The 7,572-nt window shown below is 44.1% G+C and carries 7 protein-coding genes and 2 pseudogenes; 3 read left to right on the forward strand and 6 right to left on the reverse strand.

Going from position 1 to position 7,572, the window contains the following annotated elements; genetic code table 11:
* From H6H02_RS26940 to H6H02_RS26240, 3 genes are all read left to right on the forward strand, one after another.
* Nucleotides 1–196: hypothetical protein (locus H6H02_RS26940; RefSeq protein WP_206757314.1), on the forward strand; the 196-nt coding region annotated here is incomplete at its 5' end.
* Nucleotides 197–885: 689 nt separating this feature from the next.
* A complete protein-coding gene (locus H6H02_RS26235; RefSeq protein ID WP_190823329.1) occupies nt 886–4,470 on the forward strand; it encodes a DUF4157 domain-containing protein in 3,585 nt (1,194 codons plus the stop codon).
* A 4-nt stretch (nt 4,471–4,474) separates the two neighbouring features.
* Nucleotides 4,475–5,008 (forward strand): hypothetical protein, encoded by a 534-nt coding sequence (locus tag H6H02_RS26240; RefSeq protein WP_190823331.1) that lies wholly within the window; start codon nt 4,475–4,477, stop codon nt 5,006–5,008.
* A gap of 576 nt (nt 5,009–5,584) precedes the next feature.
* Here the strand turns inward: H6H02_RS26240 and H6H02_RS26250 are convergent.
* From H6H02_RS26250 to H6H02_RS26275, 6 genes and pseudogenes are all read right to left on the reverse strand, one after another.
* The gene (locus H6H02_RS26250) at nt 5,585–5,791 is read right to left on the reverse strand and encodes a hypothetical protein (protein WP_190823335.1); all 207 of its coding nucleotides are present in this window, start codon (nt 5,789–5,791) and stop codon (nt 5,585–5,587) included.
* Between the two features lie 199 nt (nt 5,792–5,990).
* Complete coding sequence (locus H6H02_RS26255; protein WP_190823337.1) at nt 5,991–6,680, reverse strand: IS1 family transposase; 690 nt, start codon at nt 6,678–6,680, stop codon at nt 5,991–5,993.
* Nucleotides 6,681–6,684: 4 nt separating this feature from the next.
* Nucleotides 6,685–6,978: a hypothetical protein gene (locus H6H02_RS26260; RefSeq protein ID WP_190823339.1), complete on the reverse strand. Its 294-nt coding sequence runs from the start codon at nt 6,976–6,978 to the stop codon at nt 6,685–6,687.
* The gene (locus H6H02_RS26265; protein WP_190823340.1) at nt 6,956–7,228 is read right to left on the reverse strand and encodes a hypothetical protein; all 273 of its coding nucleotides are present in this window, start codon (nt 7,226–7,228) and stop codon (nt 6,956–6,958) included. The genes H6H02_RS26260 and H6H02_RS26265 overlap by 23 nt, the downstream gene beginning before the upstream one ends.
* Nucleotides 7,229–7,253: 25 nt before the next feature.
* Nucleotides 7,254–7,454, reverse strand: a pseudogene (locus H6H02_RS26270) (tyrosine-type recombinase/integrase); the annotation flags it as partial.
* Between the two features lie 15 nt (nt 7,455–7,469).
* Nucleotides 7,470–7,572, reverse strand: a pseudogene (locus tag H6H02_RS26275) (IS5/IS1182 family transposase); the annotation flags it as partial.

Here is a 7,572-nt window from a genome sequence, read left to right on the forward strand (position 1 = left end):
ACCCGATACGGCTTTAGCTGTCCCATTTAAACCCCTAAAAAATCAGCGACTAGGATGCTCAATCCAGCGTCAGAAAAGTACCTATTTAATTGTCCCATTTAGAGAAGTCATTTTGTGGGACAACTTACTCAGTCAAGTGGCTGTTTTAGTTAAATGTTTGGTTAAGTGTCTAGACAATCGGCTAGTGATTAAATGAGATGAACTGCTGTAGCGTGTATCAATCGTTTATTATCGTGTCCGAGAATCGAAAGAGATCGCTGCCCAAGTTGCAATTGGGACGTAATAAGTCTTTGTTGCCTAGTCGTTTAATCGGGTGGGTGAACAGCGATCTCTTTTCTCTATTTCCACTGATGCGATCGCCTTTGATTTAAGAGGGTAATCGCAACTTTTATTTTATAAAGTAGTGAACGGCGATGTCTCCTTTTTTCGCTGAAGCAACCGCTTTTTTAAGTTCCCATTGGGACTAAAAATGGACTTATCTGGGCTAACCTCGAATAGTGGATCGCTCTTTTTAAGTTGATTTTTAGTTGGGCAGCTATCTAAATTACTGGAGCGTTGCTGTAATTAAAAAGTGCGATCGCTTACAGAGTATCATCTACCCATCCGCACCGGGAGCAATCCCAATGTACTGAGGGCGGTTTCTTCATCTCAAAGGGTATCTCACAGCAGGGACATCTACCCGTAAACATTGGGTGATAATCCAGTAGTTCTAGCTTTGAATAGAGACGATTGTCGTGGTGACTCTAACCGAGTTTAAGAGTTATGTAAATACACGGAGGTTTAAGAGAACTCCCAATAAAATAGCAGCACTAGGGTGTAAAACTAACACAACGAACGGCAAAGAGAACCCAATTACAATTCAAAAAATCACGGAAGGTGGCGTTCATGAGCAAAAAAGTCGAAGCCCAAGTAAAAACCTCATCAACACCGACTACTGCCACCACCCCGGTTCAGCCACAATTTCAGCAACGCTCATTTTCATCCGAAGTAGAACCAGTCGCAACCGAGCAAGTCGGTGAGCAACCAGATTTACAAACGCAGCTAGATAAAGCCACTTGTTTTGGTCATTACTTCGGTCGGGTGAAAGTCTATAGTGATCTACCCCAAGTTATTCAACCCAAACTTGTAATTGGGCCGCCAGGGGATAAATATGAGCAGGAAGCTGACCAAGTAGCCGCACGGGTGATGGCAATGCCTAACCCAGTTAGCCAATTATCTGCTCAACGTCAACCCAGTGAAGAATCAAAGTCGCCTTTAACTACCTCTATCCTCCGCACCGCTCAACGTCAGGAACCACAGCAGCCAATTCAAAGAAAATCCTTATTGCAAAGAAGAGTTCAATCAGATGGGAGTCATGAAGCGACTAGCGAGATTGAAACTCAGCTGAATAAAAGTCAGGGTAGCGGAAGTCCTTTACCCAATGAAGTGCGTTCTTTTATGGAGCCTCGCTTTGGAGCTGATTTTAGCAGCGTGCGGGTGCATACGGGTGGTGAAGCGGTGCAGATGAATCGGGAGTTAGGGGCACAGGCTTTTACTCATGGGAGTGATGTCTATTTTGGGGCCGGGAAGTCTCCTGGGAATAATGAGTTGATGGCACATGAGTTGACCCATGTAGTGCAGCAGACAGGTGAAACTCAGCTAAATACTAAACTGCAACCAATATGTGCAAGGATTCAGCGAGGTGGTTCAAATAAGCCTGCTGAAAACAAATTATTCTTCACCAGACCTGTAACAGAAGATATGCTGTCGTGGGCACCAGAAGAACTGGCAGCGCACATGTTCTCATCTGTTCTTAATCGAAGTAAGGACTATGTACGCGAACAGATGAAGCGTGACGAGGCCGATCCACTTTGTATTAGACTTATCGGGGATTGGGGAGTTACTCCAAAACAACTAGCAGAAAAGGAGGAGTTTAGTTTTTTCCTCGAGGAAGCTGCATATTATGCCCATCGAGGAAATGCTGAAGGAACAGAAGACCTCGCAAGAGATGAGCATGGTCAGGCAGAAGGATATGACGAACGAGAAGCTGAATTTAATCAGTTGCCAGCCAAGGATCAATCTGAGATTAACCTCGAAGCAAATTGGCGGTACTGGAAAGATTTAGGTGACAAAAATCAAACCAAAATAAAAAAAGGGGAAGAATCAAAATCGCGCCTATGGCTTAATATTCGAGATGAACTCTTATATCAGCGGGAGCAGATTCAAAACTTACCCGACAAAGTTAAACTCATCCTTCGTCCAGAAGGCAATAAAGTAATTGCGCCTAAAGATTACGAGCAGGTCATCCGCATTGGACGGAAAATCATGACCTTCGATGATCTGGACTTATCGACATATCTTCAGCGCAATCTTGCCATTACAGACGATTGGAACACCCTTGAAAAATCGATTGATCGGTTTTTGGCGTTCAAGGCAGGAGCCAAGGAGAAGATTTCGGATGTCATGGAGTTGGTTAAGGATGAAGATTGGGGTGTAGATGAGGAAACAGAAAAGCTTAGTTTAGAGGAGATGCGTTATCTCTCTTTACAAGAACGTCTGAAACTGATTGATTATATCTCCAATGGTACATTGGTTTTAGACGATGACGAACAGACTCTCATCAAGCTTATTGCTTCGACACCTACGAAGGATGGCAAAGCATTACTGGAGAGCTTCAAGAAAAACCATGCTGGATTATTGAAGCGCCTTGAAAGTGCTATTGATGGGCAAGAAAACAAAGAATATAACGGAGCCTTGCGGAACATCTTCTTTCAGGGCTTGAACCCCGAAGAAGCGATTGAAGCAATGGAAAAAGCAAAGATTTTCCCCTGGGCTGATCCAGGCTTAATTAAGGCAACGTATAACGTCAGATTTTACTATGAAGATGTTGAATTAACTGATGACGGACAGCTTAAAGTAACCTATTGGATCAACTTAGTTTTTGGAGGCATGAAAACAACCACACAGTATCTAGATCCGTACGAAGTTGTTGGTGTTCACTTCTTCATGGACGAGGAATTTGCCGACACTAAGAAGGGTAATACCATCTACATGCCAGCGATCAATCTGATTTCACTCAAGAACAAACAACTCAAGACTGAATTCAACGCAGCAGTAGATGTGACTCTGCTGTTTGCTGGAGGAGTTGGGCTAGCAGCGAAAGGCACACGTCTAGCAAAAGCAGTAGCTGCGTTGGACTTAACTCTAGGTACTGCTGGAATAGTCATTAACGATTTTCGTAGTGAAATTGGCAGCACGGAAGCAGGGAAGAAGTTCCTCAAAGCCTGGGATATCGCCAATACTGCAATCGCTATATACGGGATTACTCGAGTGGTTGTGGAACTACCGAATACCATTCGCAACCTTCGCACAGCCTATCAGGAATTTCGTCAAGCAGCCAATTCTAGCCTCAGCCCAGACAACCTCAAAAATCTTGATACAGAAGCCAATACGCTGTTTAAAAAAGCAGATGAGGCCATTGAAGAAGCTGGGAAAGCTCCCAAATCATCTGGTACCGAACCTTCTACCCTTAAACCCGCTGAAACTCTCACACAAAATGTTGATGAGATTCGAGCCAATCTCCGCAGCAAGTTGCCGGATGAAATCCTGAGAAAATTGTCTGATGAAGACCTTAAAGCGTTGAATTTGCTTGACCAGCAAGCCCTACAGGAGTTGCGAGGTGTCGCAAAGAGCGAAGACATCTCCAAACTGACTCAGCTCATTCGCCAAGACTCCGATTTGGCGAACCGCCTGCTGCGGGAGGCACCTTTTGAAGACGTTAAGGCTTTCTCAGAACGATTTAGTCGGGCGCAGAAGCGTGTCACCGAACCAGTTGAAGGTCTGTATGCCTCAGTGAATGCCGATAATGTCCCCGCCAACTGGAATATTCAAACAAAAGTCCAGGGGAATAAGCTTGTGTCTACAGTAAAGTTCACGAAAGCTGATGGCTCGATTGAAAACGGTCAGATGACTCGCAGCTACGACCCTAACTCAGGTACGTTTGTGATGGAAGAAGCCTTTCTCGATAAATTACCGAGTTTCATTGAAAGTGGTATACCGATGGTGAAAAAGAAAGGTACGCCTTTAGTCACGTTTCTGACGATTCACCAGATGAAGAAATTTGGCATTGCCATTGGAAGCATCAAGAAAGTGAAGATGAGTACCATTCAAAACTTCGAGACTATCTTGCACTTACATTGGCTGCGGAAGAAGTATCCTGGCAAGAGTATTGATGAATTAATCATGCATTCTCACTCAGTTAACTATGCTGAAACATCCATTGTTCAATCGGGGCATAAGATTGTCGGTACAAAAGTAGGTGGCACGCAGGCACGTACTAGACCTGTAGGCAGTTTAATGGAGCATTATGAGACGCATGATCCTAGAGATATTGCCAAACATGACGCTCTGCTTAAGAAGTATGGTTTTGAGCGGACTGAATCGATGTATATGAACTTTGATATTGAGCTACATTTGGCTCCAGCTAAATAATTATATGGAATTTGGTATTACCCTGGTCATTGCTACAGAATCAGAACAACTGATAAATAGCTCAATTGAAGGATTAATCCAGTCAAACCACATTGATTACTTTAAAAGATACCTAACTGAAATCAGAGATTCAGTAGGTGATCGCCTGACTGTTTTTGAGGGGAATATTAGAAAGCTGTCTGCTCAAAATCGAGATGTCATTTTCTGGAAATCCTACGGTCATCAGCTTGATGATCTCCAGAGATGTTCAGAATCAATAATCCAAAGAACAGTTTTACTTCGAGCTAGCACAAGACTAGCGTATGAAGCAGCTCATATTCTTCCCGTTGCAGTCATAGTAGACGAAATGGCTATGATTTACAATAAATCGATGCTCATCGGTCAACCCGATGTAGGACAGGCTCTACAAGCTGAAATAACTATTCCTTATGGAAGTAAATTTGTAGGTATTGCCTCTAAGTATCACTCACAACTTGTTCCATTTCTGTTGGAGTACCTCACTCAGTATACGTTTATACACAATAATTTGTTCTCTTAGAAGCTGTTTGTGAATTATTATAAAAGAGCTAATTTAGACTTAGTAAAAGTCACAATATTTCATTTTTCTCTACTTTAGTAAAATGTGTTCGCTGCTCTTGCAAGCTACGTTATCTGTATACCTTAAAAAAGAATTGGTATATTCCTTTTTAATAAAACGAATTTCCTATGACTTATTTATTAATCATTTTAGGAAACATAGATTAAAAGACGGAGTGTGGGACATGGTACGTCCCGGTTTGAGGCGCGTTGTACTAACTCAATAAATTTGTCTTATAAACGGTCTAAAACGGGATATCGTCAAGTTCGAGATTGCTGCAAGACCACTTCGCCCAAATGGATTTGAGGTGAAAGGAGGTTATAGAAAACCTGAAAGTAGCGATCGAATTCCTTCTTTTCTCAAATGCGATTACTCATTCCTTATCTCCCAACTTTGACTGCATCAGTTGCCACGCTTCAATTTACTGCTGTAACTGCTATTCGGGGTAAAGGTAGCGAAGCTGCAACGAAGTGCCACGTAGCGGCTAGAACCCTTGATAAGGGAGCATTCTAGAAAAATTTTCCGCTAGCAGATAGGCTATTCTCCAGCTTCTCTCAATCTCATATCGATTTGAAATACATCAAGTAAGCGGTACAGATAGTAGAAATGGCGGTTCTTTCGAGAAGGCCGCTCACTGATTGCTTGTAGCTCGTACTCTTGTTTGAGTCTGTCAAACTGTGGCTCATCCACACCCAGAATTTCTGCTGCTTCCTTGCGACTGACTAGTGTTTCTCCGTTAATCATCTTGATTTACTCAAGACTCAACTCAAACGGATGATAGTAGCCGGAGTCCCAAAAGCCAGCAGGCTCAGTTAACGTTAGTGGAATTCTAAACCAAGAGTCTGGCTCAAAATCGCCGGAGTCCCCTTTCAATCGACATTCTGTAGGAATTCGAGCGATCCGAATCACTTTCAAGGCACGGCGTTGCTGAAAGTGTAATGAGCTAAGCTGGCAGAGGCACTGTCCTATCCTTCAAGTAGTGAAGCAGCAACCGCAGCGAACACTTCAACATATCAACCGACTTGGAGTAGCACAAGCTCTGGCGATGCAACCGTGCCAAGTAGTGCCGTAACCGAGTGTTCTCTCCCTCTACCCAAGTCATATAGGTCTTGCTCACAATCTGGTCACCCTGATCAATGAACATCGGGTACACCTTCCATCCATCGGTGACATAGAAGAAGCATTGCCAGCATTTGACTATCGACCACAACCGCTTGAAGGTTTCCCGACTGCGATCACCTATCACCCAAGCCAAAATTCCCGCTTGCTTGTGATTGACAGCTGTCCAAATCCACAGCTTGTTGCGTTTGCTGCCGACAAAGGTTTGGAGTTCGTCCAAGTCCGTGACCTCTGGGATCTCTTCAGCCTCTGGAGCATCATCCAGTCGATGTCCTGCTTCTCGAATCCAGTGCATCACAGTTGTGTGGTGGATCTTAGTGACTCGTTCGATCCCCCGCAGCCCCATGCCGTTAAGATACATCTTGATGCACAATTGCTTGACTTCATTCGAGTAGCGCCAAGGACGGTAGGATTCGAGGAACTGACGACCGCACTGCTTGCACTTGTAGCATTGTCTTCCTCGACGCTGACCGTTTTTAGCTGTTTGAGTTGAGTGACATTGAGGACATTGCATCCCTCTATTCTACCCAATCAAGCATTATTCTTTCAGCAACGCCCAAGGCACAAGCAGTTTCCAGTTGTTTACGAATGAGAAACCCTGCTTGCTTACATGCTTCTTCTTCGTCAAGAATGCCATTGGCGGCAATCCACTGGTTTAGCTGTTGCTGTGCTTGCTCATTGTATTGAGCGATTTCCCCCCTTCTCAAGTTTGGAATGCGGCTAATGGCATTTTCTAGCAATCGTTGAATATCTGCTTCACGGGTGGAGCGATCTGTACGCGCTAACCACTCACTGTTTGGTCTCTTGGGCAATGGCAAGTGCCTTACGGTCGTAGTCCTCTAGCCTATCAATCAAACCAAGACAACTTATCACGGCATCCAGAGTTTTGAATCGTTTTTTGCAATCCTCAGCAATCATTGGATGAAAGTGACGCCAACTTGAACCACTCTGCGGGTCAGTATCCAAGCGAAAACCACGGTTCGGGTCACGACTCAGAACAAGCTGTCGTTTTTGCGCTTCAGCTTGGACTTGCTCGAAGGTTAGCTTAGGACTGGTTGCCATAGGTTACAGCATCAGAGAGTTAACATTAATCCATCCAGAAATCCTTGAAGCGGCCTGGTGCCAACTCCGTATAGCGCACCGTATGCTGAATGTTCTTATGACCCAAATATGCTTGAATCGCTCTGGTGTCATGTCCTTTAGAAGCAAGATAGAAACCACAAGCATGACGCAACATATGCGGATGAACTGGAAAGGGAAGCCCTGCTCGTTGCCCAGCCCGTTCAATAGACCTCTTGAGGAATTAAAATTTGTTAGCTAATCTCAGTTCATAGTTATAGATACCTGCAATCAGTTGACGCAGTCCAAATCGCTTCCTTCTATTGCGATAACGACTGGATAAAATC

Origin of the sequence: Coleofasciculus sp. FACHB-1120 (assembly GCF_014698845.1) — a bacterium.
Lineage (GTDB): Bacteria > Cyanobacteriota > Cyanobacteriia > Cyanobacteriales > FACHB-T130 > FACHB-T130.